Source organism: Cognaticolwellia aestuarii (genome assembly GCF_002000025.1).
Classification (GTDB): Bacteria; Pseudomonadota; Gammaproteobacteria; order Enterobacterales; family Alteromonadaceae; genus Cognaticolwellia; species Cognaticolwellia aestuarii.
Map to the genome: position 1 here is coordinate 181,401 of NZ_MUZV01000003.1, position 19,343 is coordinate 200,743.

Here is a 19,343-nt window from a genome sequence, read left to right on the forward strand (position 1 = left end):
GCTAGAGGGTTGATTTTAGAGCATCAATCAAATCTTGAATTTGCTGAGATGCTTGAGAAAATTCAAAATTATTACATGAATCAACAATAGCGTTGATTTCAGCAGGCTTAATAGCAGAAAAGCCGTGAAGTTCTTCTAATAAAGCTTCATTAAATTCATTATTACTTACATAAGGAGCAAGTTTTTGTAAAGTAGCTAACACCGCCTTGAGACTATCACTTCCAACATTAGTCTCCAATGTTGGTAGCAGCTTTTCCTTATCGCTCATGGTATTAACACAATTTTTAATCACATGAAATTCAGCAATAGCCTTGGCAATATTCACTTTACAAGCATCAAGGTCTTGCTCAGCACTTGAGCGCTCTAGCGCGTCAAAAATGGTCATAAAACGATTTAATGCAAGATTACCAGACCCACCTTTAAACTTATGACACTGCTGCTGCAATTTTTGCAGTGCTTGTTGTTCAAGTAAGCTATCGAATTCAAGTATCTCTGCTTCTGCCTGCTTAATAAAGCGACAAATTTCAGCGTAGAGACTGGTTTTTGATCCCCACAAAGCAATACCTTTTTCAACATCGATAACCAATGTCGATTTATCAACCGACTCAGGCTCAATGGCTAACTCATTACCTAAGACTAAAACATTTGAAATTTCATTATTAAGCTGCTGCATATCAATAGGTTTATTTGCAAAGCCATCCATGCCCGCCTGTTCTGCAGATAATCTATCTTGCGGTAAAACACTGGCGGTAAGTGCAATAATAGGTAATTTAATTAACTTATTTTCAGCTTCATATTCACGGCGTAATTTCGCCGCGGTTAAGCCGTCCATCACGGGCATTTGAATATCCATCAAAACAACGTCAAGCATATTGTTTTTCATTTGTACTAATGCTTGCTCACCATCACGCGCTTCGATAACCTTATGGCCATGACGTTTAAGTAATAAAGTTAATAAATCAATATTGTGGTCGATATCATCAACAACCAGAATATGTAATTCAGGTAAACTCTCAGATTTTTGTACAACAATGTTTTGAGCGCATGCTGTTACCGGTTGCAAAGGTAAGCTAAAGGTAAACGCAGACCCCTGCCCTTCAATACTTGTTGCCGATATACTCCCTTTCATTAACTCAACCAATTGCTTACTAATTGTTGTGCCAAGGCCTGTACCACCAAAACGTCGGCTCATAGATTCATCTGCTTGGGCAAAAGCATCAAATATTGTGCTCAATTGGGCTTGGGTCATTCCAATACCGCTATCTTGAATAATAAATGTCACGAACTGATTAGCTGAGTTCTTGATCTCAATATTGACTTTGCCGTGCTCCGTAAACTTAATGGCATTACCGATGAGGTTGGTCAACACTTGACGAATACGATCAGGCACGCCGTTATAATGCCCTTGAACATCACTATGAATATTTAGCGCTAGCTCTAAGCCCTTATTTTGCGCTTGTAGCCATAGCGTAGAAACCACCGCATCAACTTCTTCAACCAATGAAAAATCGCGATACTCAAGTTGAAACTTTCCTTTATCTAATTTAGCACTATCAAGCACATCATTAAGAATATGCAACAAGGACTTAGCCGATTGATTAATGGTATTAAGGTGCTTACGTTGGCTATCGCTTAACTCATCATCTAATAAAATATCACTAAAACCGATAACGGCGTTCATGGGTGTGCGAATTTCATGACTCATATTGGCTAAAAAGGCAGAGCGTGATTCAGCCGCATTTTCTGCAATTTCTTTCGCTGAAATAAGCTCCGACTCCATCTTTTTACGATCGCTAATATCCATGATAAAACCGTCTAAATAATGGTCATCACTACCTTCTTCTTTTATCGCTCGGCCGTAACCCAGCATCCATTTCATCGTACCGAAACGGTCGATAAATCTAAATTCAATTTGATAACCTTGTGGATTACGTAAATCAGTTTCTTCAATGATATGTAGATCATCTGGATGAATAAAATCACCTAAACTTCGTTTTGGCGACGGTAATAAAAAGTCGACAGCGGGATACCCGATCACCTTTTCAACTTCATCATTAATAAACAAATTAGGCCAGCCAGGACTGTCGATACATCGGTAAGCAATACCGGGAATATTGGTTAATAAAGCACGGATGCGGGCTTCATTTTTCCTGAGTTCAGCTTCCATTTCTCTACGCTCACGTAAATCGGCGATAAAAGCAACAAACATATGTTCATTGTTTAGTTCAACATGACCAATACCTAACCTTACTGGGATCTCTTCACCACATTTTGCAATGGCATCAACTTCTCGGCCGGTACCAATAATTTTAGCTTCACGAGTTTTTATATAGTTTTTAAGATATTGATCGTGATGCTGTTTAAACGGCGCCGGTACAATCATACTGACATTATTTCCGAGTAATTCTTTTTCTTGCCAACCTAAAATGGTTGTTACCGCTTTATTAACGCTAATGATTATGCCATTGGCATTAATCGTTATAATACCGTCAACGGCAGTATCCATGGTCGCCATAAGGCGCTTTTCATTACGAATGGCAATGGCTGATTTGTCTTTATAGCCAAACACTAAATTCGCTGCCAACACTAAACCAATAATAAAGACAGTAATAACTGTTATACCAAAAGCTAGATATAAAGATATTTGGCCCGTTTGTTGTGATATTTCAAAGCCGGGAGGTAAAACAAAACGCGCAGCTGCCATACCAGTATAATGCATACCTGAGATTGCAGCGCCCATTACACAACTTGAAATTAACATTTTTGCTGTTCGACTTTGCTCTGTTTTATCTAAGCGATCAAGACCAAAGCTTATCCAAAGTGACAAAATAGCCAGTATTACTGCTACCAATATCGAGACGGAAAACATGAATAAGTCATAGCGTAGCAATAACGCCATTTCCATAGCGGCCATACCAACATAGTGCATGGTACCTATACCAGCACCAACTAATACCCCACCTAACACCAGTTGACTTACTTTTAGGTTTTCACGGGTAATGAGGTTTAACGCTACCCAAGAAGCAGCGATAGCAGGCAATACTGAAAGTGCGGTTAAATCGAACTTGTATGAAACATCAGTACACAGCTCAAGTGCCAACATACCAATAAAGTGCATTGACCAAACACCACCACCTAAGGCAAAACTACCAAGTAATAATGATATATGTTTGCCAATAACGGAGCGGCTTGCCGCTTGAGAAGCCACTTGAAAGCCCATAAAAGAGGCAAATATCGCAATAGAAATTGACAAAAGCACTAACCATGGGTCGTGTGCTGCCGCAGCAAGCAGGCTTTCATGAGGGTATTGAAACACTTCAGGTATGTTATTTTGCATAAGACTCCATTGCTTTAGAAATATAGCTAAAATTAAGCTCAGATATGCCTAACTTAAGTATACAAATTACATCGGTTCGTAAAGGAGTAAAGCCAAATATGCTCAGATGCCTGTAGAAAAGAAATAACCCATGTTATATGTGAAAATGACCGTCAATATTATGGTTAATTGCCATTAAAATTTAATTTAATGTACCGATTGATATAGCCAGATAATAATTTTAAATTGCAGTCGTTTAATGTCAAGTTTAAATGCCAGTTAATGTGAAATAATCTTAGCCTTAATGGGCATAATCACCTTAGCACCATTTATTATGGCTAAGTATCGTTAAATCACAAATTCAGTCATAGGATGAAAAATCGCTATGATAAAGATGTTTTTATTTACTATCTCATTTATTATTTAGTTGAAATAGCGTAAGTTTATCTAAAGCATAAGTATAAACACCCAGCTATATTGATAATTTAAGTTTAACCCTACTACTGTGCTTAGCCATACTATTGATAAGGAACAGGCAATATAAGTGAATAACATAAAACTCACCCAAGACGAAAATCTCTCTATAAAAGTCAGTTACCAGTTATTGCCCAGTGACCATCAAAGACTTGATCTTTATTTTTCTTTACCTAATGAAATGGGCATCAGCCCTAAAACCTTAACTGAAGAGCATTATTTTCATAGCAGTATACAAAGCCATAGTGCTTATTATTCAGATCAACTGCACCTACCTTTAGTACGCAGTCGATTTATCAGTCAAAAAAAAGGTCAACAAAGTGACTATCGCTTGAACTTAAACTTGTTTTCTTATCAAATTAGAATCGCCTTAGATACCGATATAAAACAAACCATTAAGTTAAAAGAAAGCGAAGAATTTTACCCTCAAGCCATTGTTTTAGCTGAGCAAATAAAATCGTTACTTAAAAAACTTAGAAGGTATACACCACCGGATCAAAAACTGAGGTCATTTTTTGAAAATGCTGATAACTACCTTAGTTGGCAAGTAGAACAGTCGTTTTTAAAGTTGTTATCTCGCGGCCCTAAAAGTAGTGACTTCACCACTGAAAGAAACTTCTTAATTGCACTGTGTCGAAGCGAAAATGAATACCGCCAAGAAAACCAATATAATTCGCAAGTCACTTTAGAAGATCCTAACCGCATCACCAATAAAATGCGTTTACTAGAACGATTAATTGAATACGGCGTGGTATTTCAAAAAGAAGTCAAAAACCTCAATAGTAATTTAAAACGAGTTGTACGCGGAACTGTAACCGCTATTATCATGACCTTCGTGATGATGCTGGTATTAAATGCTCGAGCAAATTTTACCGAAGTCACCATAGCATTAGTTGGCATGCTAGGTGTTATTTATGGTTTAAGGGAAATTTTCAAGGAAGACATTACCCGTGTTATTTGGCGCAGTATTCAAAAAGGCCTACCTAAATGGAAAAATATCTATAGTAATAGTGTCAACAAAAGTCGCGTTGCGAGTCAAACCATCTGGCTTGAATACATTCGTAACAAAGATTTACCTAAACAAGTTGATAAGCTATTTCAAACACGACGACAACAAAATAAACAAGCAGCGCAACTGCTGCACTTTCGCAGCGATACTAAAGTTAATGTAAAGAGCTTTTTACCTGGCTACGATGAAATTCAACAACGTATATACTTTAATTTAACGCCCTTTATTCGTTTTTTAAAAAAAGGAGAAGGTCGGTTATATTCATTAGATGGTAGTAAGATAACCAAGCAAGCTGTTGAGCGCCGTTATCAAATAAATGTTGTTTTAATGCAAACAGATAAACAGTATCAACAAGAAATACAGCGTTTTAAAATCACTTTAAACCGCTCCAATATTATCAATATTGAAGCGATGAAAACTGATAATGAAGCGCTCTAATTAACTATGTCTGTGCGGTTATATAAGCCGCACTATTGACTATGTTGCCATAACCATCTGGTCAATTGTGGGAAATGGTCATCAACACTTTTAGCATGAGTTAAAATATCAATATGATCATAATCGACAAGATTTCCAGCTTGCTTCGATAACACGGATAATTTTGCCTCAGTATTACCACACTCATTAATAAACAACTTAACATCTTGTTGATGCCCTAATGCATGGTCATTAATACCAGTAAAGTGCCAAGTAGGTGGCCAAGAAATCTGTTGTGCTGCATTAAAATAATCAAAACTGTCGTGTAGATCACACCATGTGCTCGACTTGACCCAGACATTACTTTCTTTCAATGACTGTTTCGTTTCGCTATCTGAGCCAAAACGAAACTTTTTGGCATCAAAATAGCCTAATTTTTTTGCCAGTATAGGTGCAACGTAACGCCACATAAACCCGAGCTTAAAGTAGGCTTCGAAGGTTTTCGCGGTGACAACTCGCTTAGTACCAAAGCAAGTTTTACTGAGCACCTGCTCAAGCCATTGCGGGTAACGTGATAAAAAACTAGTTAATAGTACACCACCCCATGAGTGAGCAATAAGGTGAAGTTTTTGTTGATTTAATTGTTGAATTTTTTCCAAAAACAACGGAATGTCTCGAGTTATTGCTTCAAATTGTCCAAAGGTCGAATTACCATCAATTGCGGGTCTGCTTTTACCTCTGCCCCGTAGATCCGCCACATAGACATCAAACCCCTGTTCGGCAAGATAACAGGCTAAACCTTTGCCTTTTTCAGTGTAAAAAATAAGTCCATTTTCAATTAAACCATGCAACATAAAAATAGGCACACCGCCGGGCTTTGTCCAAATATGCCTTAAATGGAGTTCATGCCCACCATCAGCAATAAAAATTGATTCTTGTTGCATTAATACTTATTCCAAACTATTGATTAGATTTATAAATTCACATTATTTAAAGAGTGACCTAATACAGGTCGTACCAGAGTACTTATTTTTATTCAAAAGGACAAGGTGAAAAATACCGACCATTTAAATAACTATCAAACCTATGATTTTATCACGATAAATCAAGCACTGAACTCAATGCACGGCGCAATGACGACAGTAAAGTTAGCGCTTATCTTTATTGAAGCGACGAAAACGCCTACGATATTAGTTTATTTCTTATTTTTAGCGAGCTTAGTCCTAAAATTCCCCGCTTAACGGGGCGATCTTTCGCCCTTCTGTTTTTACCGTTATTCACCACGATATCTCGTCATAATGTTGTTATTTAATTGCAGCCATTATCTCAACGACAGTGAACGTAGATTTATCAATCTGGGCTTAACAATTAGCCATGTGGTTGACATTGCCTGATGTGCACAACGGTTAGTAGCAAAATAATGTCGGTTAAATGTTCAATAAATCAACGGCTAGCTCCATTAATTATCCAGCGGTATTAATAAATTAGCTTGATGATTTAGCCCATACCGTAGTTAAGGAGGTGAATTGTTTGCTTTGTTGCTATGATTTTTAGTTTTGAAAAACGTGTTATTGATCTGTTATTTATTATTAGGTGAAAAAATGTCTAAAACTGAAAAAAGAATCAAGTAAAGTAGCAGTTGTAAAACCGAGTAAAAGAAAAGGCTAAGCTTGTCTGGGCGCCAATAACGTTGGCGCCCTTTTTCATGCCATATCAGCAAAAAAACACTGATAATATTGTTAAACACGCTCTGGCTAACGCAAAAATATCACTAGCACACAACAATAGTTTAACTGTTGAATATGCCAACAGAAATTGTTGCTTAAGCCACCAGTTTAGACTTTATCTGCTTAATTAGGCTTTATCGCTTGCGTTAGACGATTTTACACGTATCATGCCGCCCTATTTTTATATTTTTACCGTCGGAAATCCTTGTTTCATGAGAAAATTGCTTACCTCTCCTAACGCCATGTCGCTTAGTGCTACCGAACAAACTATTTACCAGAGTGCTTTATCGTTTGTTGCTGACCTTAGTCTTAATTTAATGGCTGTAAAAGTTGAAAATCATCCTGATAATTTTCTTAACTGGTGCGGTGAGTTACATCGAATTTGTTTACACGACGTTAATCGCGATTTATTAGAGCCCAGCCAAGAGAAGCCGTTAAAGAAACTACAAGAAACATTATCTACCGGTGTTAGTGCCTGCCAGTTAAAGCTTGCTCGTGTTATTCCTTGGCCTATATTTGTTGGTTTTGTCCAAGAAGCATCAAGCTTACAAGCATTACCTGAAAGGCTGAAAATGTTAGATTATATTGCGAATATACGCAGCAATAACCTAGCAGACATGATTGAAGAAGACAGATTAGCTTTTGCTGGTAAACATACATCGCAGCATGACATTAGTGTTTATGACTTTGATGTTGAGTGGTTTGCCGGTACACGCGGCGCGAAAACATTTCATCAATTATTAAAATCTCACCCTGAAGCTTTTGATAGCGCGCTGGCTAATATCCCGCTCAGCGGCGATGTTGATTTAGCTGATTATGAAAACTTTGTACAAGCTTATAAAGCTATTTTCAGCACACACACCGATGGCGAAAAAGCGCCATTAAGTGCTGCAACGCGTTTATTAGCATTGCGCAGACCTGACCAATTTGTCGCTTTAACCAGTGGTAAATTAGACACACTTTCACAAGGCTTAGGGCTGGTAAAATTAAATAACCAGAGCTTTGATGATTACTGGCACGAGATGATAGTTTGTATTAGAAGCACACAATGGTGGCGTAGCGACATGCCCACTGACGAAAATGAATTACAGCTTTGGCAAAACCGTGCCATTTTAATTGATTTATTTTTGTTTGCTGACAATAGTTTAGCTGAAAATTCAAACTATATTCGCATGCGAGATAAGCCTAAAAAAGTAAAAATAGGTGTTGCTAAAGCAATGAAGCGAAGTCAAGAGTCAGCCGAAGCAATTGTTGATAAGGCCTTTGCTGCTGAAGACCTTCCTGAATTTATTATTAATATGCGCAGCACGATAGTAAACAGTGTCAAAGACGGTAAAACGGTTGATCAAGCCATCACATTGATGCGCAATATTTTTGGTTAAGAACAAGACTAGCAGTAAATTTGCTTATTAACCGCTGACGATTATCACCTGCAGATAATGAGCGTCAGTAAACACAATTAAGCTCAACTTTTGTTGAGCTTTTTTATCATACCTGCCTACCGAACTGCTAACTCGCTATGCCTTGTTATTTCCTTGTTATCGCCTTGTTCTATCGAAAAACATTATTTTTTTCTGTTTAACGCTTTTCTGTCATATTTTTTTCTATTTCGTTTTCTATTGCATTGTTTTGCTGATTAGCTTGCTCTCGTTTCATTAACAAAAACGTTAAGTACATTTTTGTTGGCAATGAAAAGATCAAACCAAAAGCAATGCAGCTGGCAGAAATAATAATACCACTAACGCCCATAGTAGCAGGAAGATCTGCATATGAAAGTAAATAATGGCCAAGTATCAGTAAGGATATTCCCAGCACAATAAATACTTTCATTAAACGTATTTGTATTAGTTCAGACATACAGTTCTCTGTAATTACATGCTTATCAATTCAAGCAATTACTCGCTTTATAATATTAAATAAATTAGTTAGTTTGAAATAGCGTCCACTTAAGTCCAACACCAACATCATAGTTAAAGTCTTTCTTGAATAGGGGGCTATCTTCATTGCTGGCGCCGGTATAAAAACCTAGCTTAGTACTGATAAACACTGAAACATCTTGACGTACAACAAAACGATTAACCAGTGTGATTTCAGAGCCTAAATAACCACCACCGGCATGATAAGCTGAGCGTTCATTGGTAATAAATTCGTTATCTACTTGATAGAAATATTGATGTGTTTTCTTGGTGGCAAACAACGGTGAAAAAGTTAATTTAAAGCGATCATTTTCACTCAATAGCCCTTTTCCTTGGTATGCTATTTCAGGTTGAAATATGTAGCCCCGATCATCAATTTTAGAAAAGTCAGTAGAAAACACTTTTCTAAACTGCAGGTTAAACCAAGTTTCGCTCTGCTCACTGTCATCAAGTAGAAAGCTCACTTGTGGGCCAACTTCGAATATAAAGTCTAAATCTGGCATACCTTCTCGAGCAGATGAGTCATCTGAATTCGCGTTAAAAGCGGCTCCAAGCGATAAATCAACTTTAAAACGAGGCTTATCAATAGCCATCGCTTTAATCACTCCACCCTCACCTACACGAAGACGCTCACCTCGATATATAACAAAAGGAACGGGTAACAGTTTGCCTTGTGTTTGCGCTGACGCTGGATATAAAGAACTATGAAAGGCGGCAACTAAAATGCCAGCTTCCCATTTAGGCTTAGTAGTATCAGGCTGAGTAGTATCAGGCTGAGTAGTATCAGGCTTAATAGTATCAGGCTTAGGTTTTACAGCATTAACGGAAGATTGCGCTAACATCGGAAGTAGCAAGCTAAACATAGCAACTACACGGCAACACTTAGCAAATACATTATCAGTGATCTTTTTCATTTATTATGGCTTCTTCTGTTAAGGTAATTGTACCCATGATACCTAGAGCTCAATTTTGTATTTTGAGATATCGTGGCTATATGCACATTAAATAATACTGATTAATCTATAAATGTCATTATTTTAGCCTTTTTAGCCGGTTATTTAATCTAAACACCTATAAGGTTTGACTATGATCAAAAAATAACTTATTCAATAGAGCATACTCATTAAAAGATATAAAAACGCGATTTCACCGATAACCGTTGATATTAGTTAAAACACCTGATGACACCTAAACATTTGAGAGAAATTATGCCATTGAAAAAAAAGCAAAAGTCTTCTATCGATTGGTCTCAATACCTTAAATCTGGGAATCGAATTTTTATTGGTTCAAATGCAGCAGTACCCAATGCATTAATTGATGATTTAATTGCTAATAGTGCTGGTTTGCATGATATTGAAGCGGTACATATTCTGACCCTCTCTGAGAATGTTTGGGCAGAAGAACAGCATAGCGATTTATTTAAAGTTAATGCTTTCTTTATTGGTGGCGAAAAAATTCGTCGTGCGATCAATGAAGGCAGAGCAGATTACACACCGTCATTTTTATCTGAAATTCCCAAATTATTTAATGAAAACATTCTTCCTTTAGATGTTGCGCTGATCATGGTTAGTCCACCGGATGAGTATGGCTATTGCTCGTTGGGAGTTAGTGTTGATATTGTTTCTGCAGCCATCAAAAAAGCAAAGTATGTTATCGCACAAATTAACCCTAAAATGCCACGAACAAACGGTCATAGTTTTGTGCACTTAAATCAAATTCATGCTCACATGACAGTGAAACAATATTTACCTGAAATGCCAGAGCCTGAAGTTGATCAAGTGACTGAGCAAATAGGTCAATATGTCGCCATGTTGGTGGAAGACGGCGCAACTATTCAAATTGGTATGGGTAATATTCCATCAGCCGTATTACGTTATTTAGCTAATCACAAAGACTTAGGCGTACACAGTGAAATGCTCTCCGATGGTGTTATTGATTTAATGCTTTCAGGTGCCATTAATAACCGTAAAAAAACCTTTCATAAAGGTAAAACCGTGGTCAGCTTTTGTGTTGGTACACGGCGCTTATATAAATTTGTTGATGGCAATCCACATGTTGAATTTTACCCTAGCGAACATGTTAATTCGCCCGTAAACATAGCGCGTAACGACAAAATGGTATCGATTAACAGCGCCATTGAAGTTGATTTAACCGGTCAAGTTGTTGCAGATTCGATTGGTTATCATTTTTATAGTGGTATTGGTGGTCAAGTAGACTTTATTCGTGGCGCCTCATTAAGCAAGGGCGGTAAACCAATTATTGCTTTACCGTCAACCACTAAAGATGGAAAAATTTCTCGTATCGTCGCCCATATAACCGAAGGTGGTGGTGTAGTAACTTCTCGAGGCCACGTCTCTTATGTAGTAACTGAATACGGCATAGCCTCATTACAGGGCAAAAGTATACGTGAACGCACCTTAGAGCTGATCCGCATTGCTCATCCGAAATTTCGCGATCAACTGCTTAAAGATGTTCGTAAACATTACTGGGTACCTGAGTACCAAGAAAACACCCCAACATCGGTACCTGAGCTAGGTAAAGTAGAAATGAAGCGCTTTACTTTTGCGGATTTAGAATACTTTTTACGACCATTGTCACCTGCTGATGAACGCAAACTACAAGAGTTTTTCTATTCACACAATAAAGAAACCTTAATGATGCGATACAATCATCATGCGACTCAAATGACTCGGGAAAAGTCTTGTAACTTAGTCAGTGTCAATCAGCATGTCGACTTAGCATTATGCTTAACCGAACGTGATCATCTAGGAGAATCGATTCAAGCCGTTGCTCGATATTACTACCTTGAAGCGACAAATAGTGCTGAGGTTGCTTTTGTTATTAAAGAAAGTAAGCGTGGTAAAGGTATGGCAAAAGCCCTACTGTCTGAATTAATTGCTATTGCAAGAGTTCGCGGCTTAGAGCAATTAGTTGCCTGTGTTCGTCGTGATAATGCTCCTATGCTTAAAGTATTTGAAAATGCGGGCTTTTTAAGAAAACCATCTGATGACTACGACGAGGTTAGTTTGGCTTTTACGCTTTAATCTTGCTATCAAAAAACAATTTTAAACACTAAGTGAGCTACTACTTAGTCTGTAATCTATAAAGGAATTTATTATGACCGTTGGCGTTATTAGTCACCACCAATGCCTAACTCACGATATGGGCGAATATCATCCTGAAGCGCCTGAACGTATGGCTGCGATTCAAGATCAACTTATTCGTAGTGGTTTAGACTATGTACTACGACAATTTAATGCCACACCAATAGATAAAGAGTTACTTTATTTAGCTCACGACCCTGACTATATCGAGTCTATCTATAGCAATGCTCCAAGCGAAGGCACCTATCGGGTTGACGATGATACTATCATGAACCCAAACACGCTTAATGCGGCATTACTCTCGGCTGGTGCCGCTAAAGATGCGGTAGACTTGGTCATGTCACAGGAAATATCATCTGCTTTTTGCGCAACACGACCGCCGGGGCATCACGCGGAATATAGTAAAGGTATGGGCTTTTGTTTTTTTAATAATATTGCCATCGCTGCCGCCTACGCAAAAGAAAAGTATAAATTGAAACGGGTCGCCATCGTTGATTTCGATGTGCATCATGGTAATGGCACAGAAGATATTATTAAAAACAAAAAAGGCTATTTATTTTGTTCTACTTATCAATATCCCTTTTTTCCTTTTGAAATAAAAGAAAGCACCAAGGCGCCGATCATTAATACCCCATTAGATGCAACAACAAAAAGTGCTGATTTTCGTCAAGCAATTTTAGATACTTGGGTGCCAGCATTAAATAAATTCAAACCACAAATGATTTTTATTTCTGCCGGCTTCGATGCCCACGTTGAAGATGAAATGTCGCAGGTCAGTTTAGTTGATGAAGATTATCGCTGGGTTACCGATCAGCTAAAAGATATTGCAGATAAATACGCACAAGGACGTATTGTTTCAGTGCTTGAAGGTGGCTATGCACTTAGTGCGCTTGGACGTAGTGCTGTTGCGCATATCAATGGTTTAATAGGTTATTAACCCGGCTAGGTAGCAGGGCTAGATAATCGGTGTGCTTAGTACGGGGTCAGAGCATACTGCCATTGAGGTATGAAAATAAGCCCCATTAACCTCTTTATTGCTTAAGTAACCTGAAGTCTGGTTAAGTTTAATTACGCTTAGTCTATATTCGACAGTTAAGGTGATAACATTTGGGTAAGTTTTGCTGAGCTCACGTGAGTTATCTTGATTAGCCTTGCCCCAGCTTTTCATAAAAGCCTGATATTTTTCTTGGTTTCGCTCTAAGTCGGCACTACTGTTAAAAATCACCATTAAAATTAAATTAAAGTGCCCACTTTGTGGTAATTCACTAGCATATATTTTCTAATCTTTAATGTAACCTAACTTTTTTTAAACGTACCGCTTTTACCTAACTTTCTTTAGCCCAGCTAAATAAACACCTTCCATATTAGGGTCAATACGTACAGTAGTCATGGCAATAACTTCACGACTCAGATCATAGCTTTTATAGATCTCAAGCTCTGCTTTAATAGAAACGGCAAAGAGTATGCAACAAAAGCCAACTAGCTATATGATATGTATCATAGACTCTCCCCTAAATTTACCGAAAATTCGGTAAAGAAAATATAGGTACTGAACATCAGTTTGCGAGTAAGAGTATGGTGAAAATTAAGGGAATATAAATGTTAAAAAGAAAGAGGAATGCTAACTGATAACGAGAGTATCATTGAGCTCAGTCAATTAAGCCAAGTTCATTGAACTAAACCAACCGAACTAAACCAACTGAACTAAACCAATCGAATAAAACATTTGCCTGTCGCCGATGCTTTATTTCGATTGGTAGAATATTTTTACTGTCCGAAGCTAAGACTAATAACTATTTTTCTTCAAATGAACGAGTAGCGGGTTTAACTAATATTTCAAGATAAAACGAGGTAACACCTTCAGTAACCAGGGAGTCTATTTGTTGATTAATGGTTGCGACATGTATCACATCAGCTGTTGTTTCTGATTTACCAATTTTACAATCAAAATCCCAATAATCTGCATCTTCAGGTAAAGATTTATTGCGCTCACGCTTTAAATATTTTTTAACTTCGTGTTTTACTGACTCAACCATTCTAGCGGCTTTGATTTTAGGGTGAGTTAACTCGAATGTTTTTTTCATGAAATTCCTTGAGGATATAAAAGTACGCTTTATGTTGTTATGCAACTAAAGCCAATAGCGTTATTTTACGTAAACATGACTGAAATATCCATTCTTTCGGTAGATTGTTAAATAATTAACCTGAACTCTGGATAATGAGTGCTTGATATTCAAGTGGCTCAAAAGCTTAGGTGGCAAAGTAAATGCTATAGCAAGGTGAGCATCACTAATAGACACTATCAATGCTTAATTTTATGCCATTATCTACGTTAAAAGGGAGCATTGAGCAAGTGCTGCTTATTCAGAGGTCAGGTTAAATAAGCTAGGCTAGTTTTAAATGTATAATAAGTTTATCTATTACTAGTCAGTAAGAAACAAAAAAGGCCGTTTAACGGCCTTTGTTTGTCAATGTCTACAAGCTAAAATTAAACGCTTTCAAAGGCATCTGATTGCTCAACTTCATATTTCTTTTTTTGCTTAGCTGACAATACGCCTTTACGATGCGCTAATGCCGCTTCAAGTTTACTGGCTGCACTCGCTATTGCTGCATATAGCTCTTTATCAGCAGCATTAACTGACACAGTTGCTCCTTCATAACTGGTAGAAACTTCTAGTTTCTGCTCATTGGGCTCTACGGTAATAATGACATCTAAGGTCATTAAGCTTGGGAAATGTTTAGCAACTTTGGCAAATTTATTTTCAACTGCTTGATTTATGCCTTCGGTGATTTCAACGTGATGTCCAGAAATGATAATTTTCATATTGCTACCTTTTTTGTTGTCTTCAACTATATACTCTGGGCTGTCACAATAAAAAACAATAGCTAAAATGAACTAATTTGTAACTTTTATGCTAGATAGTTGAAAAGCTTGTTTTAAATCAACCTGCAGGTTTAATTATTTACTGGCAACTTGACGATTTTTCAATCGAGTCACTAAGTTAACAACGGCTAACACTATGCCACCAACTATCATGCCGGTAAGGCCATCAAGTAAAATGGGTAACGTCATTTCTGATACAGTACCTAGGTATTGACTAACCTGCTGCTCAATATGATGAAATTGCTGATTTAACCACGAAAAACTATGTACGATTATGCCACCGCCGACCAAAAACATCGCAATAGTGCCAACAATGGTCAACAGTTTCATTAAAAAAGGGGCAAATATCAAAAGACCTCGCCCCATAGACCTTTGCAAAGCGTTAAAACCACCTGATACTGACTTTCTTAACAAATAAAGGCCTAAATCATCCAATTTAACAATCGCTGCCACAAGCCCATAAACCCCAACAGTAATTGCAATAGCTAAAGCTGAAATAACCATAACTTGGGTTTCAAAAGCCGCTTCTTTAACTGAACCAAGTGCAATAACAACTATCTCTGCCGAGAGAATAAAGTCAGTACGAATAGCGCCTTTTATTTTTTCTTTTTCAAGTGCAACAATGTCAATATTGTCTTGATTAACAGTGGCAATCACCGCTTCGTGTTCTTGTGCTAAGTCTTTTTTGCTATGGAAAAATTTATGGAAAACCTTTTCAAAACCCTCAAAACAGAGGAATAAGCCACCAAAAACTAATAAAACGGTGATCAAAGGCGGAAAAAATGCACTGATCAACAAAGCCGAAGGCACTAAGATCAATTTATTTAAAAACGAACCTTTTGCCACCGCCCAAACAACAGGTAACTCTCTATCGGCTTTCACACCAGAGACTTGCTCAGCATTTAATGCTAAATCATCACCCAGTACGCCAGCCGTTTTTTTTGCTGCAACTTTCGATAAAATAGCCACGTCATCTAATACCGTTGCTATATCATCAATTAATGTTAATAAACTCGAACCTGCCACAAGCAATTCCTTTTTATCGGCTTAGGGTTAGCATTATTTTTTCAATAATGATTTTAAATCAGCAAATGGGTTATAAGTTGCCGTATCTTGATTGTTGTCGCCAGCTTTTACTTCTGTTTGATAATTGGCATGCTCGGTATATTTTGCATGTTCATTATCATGGCAATAAATACAAAGTAACTCCCAATTGCTGCCATCATTTGGATTGTTTGTATGATCATGATCCATATGATGTACCGTTAACTCTTTAATATTGGAATATTCAAATTCGCGGGCGCAACGACCACATACCCAGGGAAATAGCTTTAATGCGCGGTCACGGTAGCCTTGTTCTTGGCGTTTATAATTTAGGCTGGAGCCCAGTTTATCTGAAGACATAATATTAACTTTTTCAATAACTAATGCTGTTATTGTATGAGTAAGACCGGATAACTGCAATACGATACAGTTAATCAAATACTGATCTCTAGCTTATGATACGGCTTAGGAGTTACGTTGTGGCACCTAACTGCTGGTCAGCTCTCTTTACATATGCACTATAACTTGCCATTATATTTTACTAAATAACAAGAAGGAACTGTCATGAAAACAGTCGAAGTTCAGCTAGCAAATTACAAAAGTGTGCATTTTAATAAACAAAACATTAAATCTCATTTTATTGGTATCCCACTTATTGTATGGGCAATTACCCTATTACTGAGCCTACAAAGCATTAACGTTACCATCGGTGATGATGTACTCACTTTTACTCCTGCGATGGTACTACTAGGCATCAGCGTATTGTATTACTTCACATTGCACCTTAAATTAGGTTTTGGCATGTTAGTTTATACACTCGCTAATATATATCTTGCTAGCTTAGTGTCAGCAATGGAGTATGCATTCTGGCTAGCAATAGCGACCTTTGTGCTAGGCTGGGTCATTCAATTTATTGGTCATATTTACGAAAAAGCTAAGCCTGCATTTTTAGACGATATTATGGGCTTAGTTATTGGGCCGTTATTTCTTATGGCTGAAGTGTATTTTGCGTTAGGCTTCGAGAAAAAGCTGCATGATGAGATCACGCCCATGGCAATCGAAAAAAGGCGCTTACTCGAAAGAAGCAAAGCATAACCTTGTTAATATAGCTTGTGTTTGCTCAATAAAGTCAACGATTGGCCCATTTTTTCAAGCAAGACTGTCTAGTAGCATCTAGCAGTCTTAGTCTTATATTCAATGCGTTTCAGCGCTAACAACTCAAGCTTTTTGCCTTAACTGCTTGATATTACTTTGCTCTCTTTTTGCAATATAATCTACCAAATCTGACGCACTGAGCGGTTTGGAATATAAGTACCCTTGAATATTATCACAACCTAGTACCTGCAAGGTGCTTGCTTCCGCTTGATTTTCGACGCCTTCCGCTAATACTTCAAGGCCCAGGTTATGGGCCATGGCAATAATAGTTTTAACAAGCACAGCACTTTTTGTTTTTTTATCAAGGTCAATAACAAAACTACGATCAATTTTTAACTTATGCAGTGGCATGGTATTTAAATATTCTAATGATGAATAACCGGTACCAAAGTCGTCAATAGCAATCGAAAATCCACATTGATTCAGTTTGTTTAATATTGCGATGCTGGCAGTAGGATCTTGCAACAATGACGTTTCCGTGATTTCTAATTCAATTTGTTTCGGCGAAACTTTTACATCATTTATCCAACGCATTAAGTTGTCATAAAAACTATGGGCTAGTAGCTGTTGTGGTGAAATATTAATACTGACTTTAGCAATGGTTAATCCTTGCTCATTCCATTGCGCAACTTGGCTAAATACCTGTCGAATAATGTTTTCACCTAACGACACCATTAAGCCATTAGATTCGGCGATAGGAATAAACTCAGCCGGAGAAACGGTTCGATTAAGCGTCTTTGAATGCCAACGCACTAATGCCTCAACAGCAAAAAGTTCGCCTGATAAGCTATTTATTTGTGGTTGGTATACCATGGTAAATTCTTTAGCATACAATGCTTTTGTCATGGCATTATGTATTTTTTGAACGTCACTAAATTGCTGATTAATTTTCGGAGTAAAAACAGCAAAAGTATTATTATGTTGTCGACTAATACTCGCCAATGCTGAAAATGAATTATCAATTAAGGTTTCAATATCATTGCCGTGCTCAGGAAAGTCGCAAACCCCGATCCTAAAGTTACAGTAAATTTCACCGCCTGCTACTTCATATAATTGAGATAGTGCTGAGGTCAGTGCTATCAGTAATGCATGATTATCTCCTTCACTCAGTTGGTAATAAGCAATGTAACGACTTTCTGAAAAGTTACCCAATAAGGAGTGTTCAGTTAATTGTAGTTGAATACGCTCTTTAATTTTATTTTGCAGTAAATTAACCGTTGTTGCTGGGTATGCCGCGGTAATCCGACTAAAATTTTCCATATTAATGATCAGTAAACGGCCTGGCTTGTTTAAGGGTAAAAAATCTTGTGTAATTTGTTGTTTAAAGTGTTTTTTACTGGGCAGGCGCGTAACACTGTCGAGTTCAAGGTAATTAAAAAGTGGAGCAAGTAAATGCCGATTAGATAGGTATAAGGCAAACATCACGAGGATAAAGATCAATAAAAATTTTATCAATAATGTCAAAGTATCTTGATAGATTTTTTGTGAAACGGCGGCTTTTGGCACTGCAAAAACAATACGGCTGGCAATATGTTCAATAGCATCCGTTATATAAAAGAGTTGTGTTGACGAGTTTGTTGCATTACTCAAACTCGAAGTCACTCCCTGTTTAATAATGTTTTTAACTTCTGCCTGCCACGTTAAGTCAACGTCCTGTATTTGAGGTAAGTCAACGTTTCCATGCTGATCGACTAGAAATGCCTTGCCTGCTAAACCCAGATCAAGATCACGTAATATTGCTAAGACATAGTCAAATTTTATATGAGCGGTAGCTAAACCAACAAACTTACTGTTTTGTGTGATCGGTGATGTTACAGCTAACAGTGCTTGTAAATCACTATCAACACTGATGTATGGTTTACCAAACCTTTCTGTGTTGGCTTTTTTCCCCTCAATATACCAAGGTCGCTTTCTTGGATCATAGCCGGCAGGTGCTTGCCAGTTAGCGATACCATAATAACCATCAGAGTCAACCACATAGCCTAAATACTCTAAGCCATTATGGTTAGGGTGGCGTAGTAAGAAATATTCAAAACTGGGATGTTGCTCAAGTTCGATACCAGATAAATCAAGGTGTAGAGCAAAGTGATTAACTTGCTCTATCGTATTTTGCGTTAAATGATTTAATTTAACCGCAACTAAATCAGCTTTTAGTTGTATTTCTTGTTGAATGGCAACTTCTAAACGTTTTTTGACGTGGAAATAGGCCACCGTTGTTGAAGCTAACAGTCCAATTAAAAGTAAAGCAACAAAGCTGGCAATGAGTTTATTTTTATTACTGATCCTTAGCATCATAT

General features: G+C 37.5%; 16 protein-coding genes. 6 read left to right on the forward strand and 10 right to left on the reverse strand.

Annotated elements, in window-relative coordinates; translation table 11 throughout:
* Position 1: 1 nt before the first annotated feature.
* Positions 2-3,337, reverse strand: coding sequence for an MHYT domain-containing protein (locus B0169_RS05970; protein ID WP_077285055.1), 3,336 nt, complete (start codon positions 3,335-3,337; stop codon positions 2-4).
* Positions 3,338-3,860: 523 nt separating this feature from the next.
* Between B0169_RS05970 and B0169_RS05975 the strand changes: the two genes are divergently transcribed.
* Entirely contained in the window at positions 3,861-5,237 is a 1,377-nt protein-coding gene (locus B0169_RS05975; protein ID WP_077285056.1) for a hypothetical protein, read from the forward strand.
* Between the two features lie 32 nt (positions 5,238-5,269).
* Here the strand turns inward: B0169_RS05975 and B0169_RS05980 are convergent, their stop codons facing one another.
* Positions 5,270-6,160 carry an alpha/beta fold hydrolase gene (locus tag B0169_RS05980; RefSeq protein WP_077285057.1) on the reverse strand — a complete coding sequence of 297 codons (891 nt, stop codon included), beginning with the start codon at positions 6,158-6,160 and terminating at the stop codon, positions 5,270-5,272.
* A 105-nt stretch (positions 6,161-6,265) separates the two neighbouring features.
* Between B0169_RS05980 and B0169_RS05985 the strand changes: the two genes are divergently transcribed.
* Together B0169_RS05985 and B0169_RS05990 are read left to right on the forward strand one after the other, a co-directional pair.
* The gene (locus tag B0169_RS05985; protein WP_077285058.1) at positions 6,266-6,457 is read left to right on the forward strand and encodes a hypothetical protein; all 192 of its coding nucleotides are present in this window, start codon (positions 6,266-6,268) and stop codon (positions 6,455-6,457) included.
* 698 nt (positions 6,458-7,155) lie between these two features.
* The gene (locus tag B0169_RS05990; RefSeq protein ID WP_077285059.1) at positions 7,156-8,325 is read left to right on the forward strand and encodes a hypothetical protein; all 1,170 of its coding nucleotides are present in this window, start codon (positions 7,156-7,158) and stop codon (positions 8,323-8,325) included.
* Positions 8,326-8,521: 196 nt separating this feature from the next.
* On the opposite strand, the gene B0169_RS05995 is transcribed toward B0169_RS05990, so the two are convergent.
* Together B0169_RS05995 and B0169_RS06000 are read right to left on the reverse strand one after the other, a co-directional pair.
* Positions 8,522-8,800: a hypothetical protein gene (locus tag B0169_RS05995; protein ID WP_077285060.1), complete on the reverse strand. Its 279-nt coding sequence runs from the start codon at positions 8,798-8,800 to the stop codon at positions 8,522-8,524.
* A gap of 64 nt (positions 8,801-8,864) precedes the next feature.
* On the reverse strand, positions 8,865-9,773 hold the full coding sequence (locus B0169_RS06000) for a MipA/OmpV family protein (RefSeq protein WP_077285061.1): 909 nt from the start codon (positions 9,771-9,773) through the stop codon (positions 8,865-8,867).
* Between the two features lie 294 nt (positions 9,774-10,067).
* Here B0169_RS06000 and B0169_RS06005 point away from each other — a divergent pair, with 294 nt between their 5' ends.
* Both B0169_RS06005 and B0169_RS06010 read left to right on the forward strand, forming a co-directional pair.
* Entirely contained in the window at positions 10,068-11,903 is a 1,836-nt protein-coding gene (locus B0169_RS06005; protein ID WP_077285062.1) for a GNAT family N-acetyltransferase, read from the forward strand.
* A 73-nt stretch (positions 11,904-11,976) separates the two neighbouring features.
* A complete protein-coding gene (locus B0169_RS06010; protein ID WP_077285063.1) occupies positions 11,977-12,900 on the forward strand; it encodes a histone deacetylase family protein in 924 nt (307 codons plus the stop codon).
* Between the two features lie 18 nt (positions 12,901-12,918).
* Here B0169_RS06010 and B0169_RS19435 read toward each other — a convergent pair whose 3' ends face one another.
* The 5 genes from B0169_RS19435 to B0169_RS06035 all read right to left on the reverse strand — a co-directional run bounded on the left by B0169_RS19435 (position 12,919) and on the right by B0169_RS06035 (position 16,251).
* The gene (locus tag B0169_RS19435; protein ID WP_179143626.1) at positions 12,919-13,191 is read right to left on the reverse strand and encodes a hypothetical protein; all 273 of its coding nucleotides are present in this window, start codon (positions 13,189-13,191) and stop codon (positions 12,919-12,921) included.
* Between the two features lie 565 nt (positions 13,192-13,756).
* Entirely contained in the window at positions 13,757-14,047 is a 291-nt protein-coding gene (locus B0169_RS06020; RefSeq protein ID WP_077285064.1) for a DUF6172 family protein, read from the reverse strand.
* A 404-nt stretch (positions 14,048-14,451) separates the two neighbouring features.
* Positions 14,452-14,787, reverse strand: coding sequence for a ribosome hibernation-promoting factor, HPF/YfiA family (gene hpf, locus B0169_RS06025; RefSeq protein WP_077285065.1), 336 nt, complete (start codon positions 14,785-14,787; stop codon positions 14,452-14,454).
* 135 nt (positions 14,788-14,922) lie between these two features.
* On the reverse strand, positions 14,923-15,873 hold the full coding sequence (locus B0169_RS06030) for a DUF808 domain-containing protein (RefSeq protein WP_077285066.1): 951 nt from the start codon (positions 15,871-15,873) through the stop codon (positions 14,923-14,925).
* Between the two features lie 33 nt (positions 15,874-15,906).
* Positions 15,907-16,251: a YajD family HNH nuclease gene (locus tag B0169_RS06035; RefSeq protein WP_077285241.1), complete on the reverse strand. Its 345-nt coding sequence runs from the start codon at positions 16,249-16,251 to the stop codon at positions 15,907-15,909.
* 204 nt (positions 16,252-16,455) lie between these two features.
* Here B0169_RS06035 and B0169_RS06040 point away from each other — a divergent pair, with 204 nt between their 5' ends.
* Positions 16,456-16,986 (forward strand): Mpo1 family 2-hydroxy fatty acid dioxygenase, encoded by a 531-nt coding sequence (locus B0169_RS06040; RefSeq protein ID WP_077285067.1) that lies wholly within the window; start codon positions 16,456-16,458, stop codon positions 16,984-16,986.
* Between the two features lie 123 nt (positions 16,987-17,109).
* Here B0169_RS06040 and B0169_RS06045 read toward each other — a convergent pair whose 3' ends face one another.
* On the reverse strand, positions 17,110-19,341 hold the full coding sequence (locus tag B0169_RS06045) for a bifunctional diguanylate cyclase/phosphodiesterase (protein ID WP_077285068.1): 2,232 nt from the start codon (positions 19,339-19,341) through the stop codon (positions 17,110-17,112).
* Positions 19,342-19,343: the final 2 nt, after the last annotated feature.